The organism is Citrobacter sp. VF227 (assembly GCF_052950715.1).
In genome coordinates this window covers 1-477 of sequence record NZ_JBRFVF010000353.1, presented here as the reverse complement: position 1 = coordinate 477, position 477 = coordinate 1, and the positions used below count along the sequence as shown (strand labels likewise).

The following is a 477-nucleotide window of genomic DNA, read 5'->3' as shown; positions in this document are numbered from 1 at the left end:
TATGACCCGAACATCTTCGCGGGAGCGACCGGAATTGAGGAACACAACAACTACGCGCAGGACTTTATCGGTGCCTGTGAAGACAGCAAACGCGAACTGCCGCATGCGCTGATCTCCGGCGGCGGTTCTAACGTGTCGTTCTCGTTCCGTGGCAACGACCCGGTACGTGAAGCCATTCATGCGGTATTCCTCTACTACGCCATTCGCAACGGCATGGAGATGGGGATCGTCAACGCCGGACAACTGGCGATCTATGACGACCTGCCCGCCGAGCTGCGTGATGCGGTTGAAGAGGTGATCCTCAATCGTCGTGACGATGGCACCGAGCGTCTGCTGGAGCTGACCGAGAAATATCGCGGGAGCAAAACCGACGAGACTGCCAATGCCCAGATGGCGGAATGGCGCAGTTGGGACGCGAAAAAACGCCCAGAATACTCGCTGGTGAAAGGCATAACCGAATTTATTGAACTGGATACC

1 protein-coding gene is annotated in these 477 nt (G+C 56.4%); it reads left to right on the top strand.

Features of this window, described 5'->3' with window-relative positions:
- The coding region (locus ACU8YC_RS26720; RefSeq protein ID WP_446896223.1) for a dihydropteroate synthase at nt 1-477 on the top strand (477 nt) is incomplete at both ends.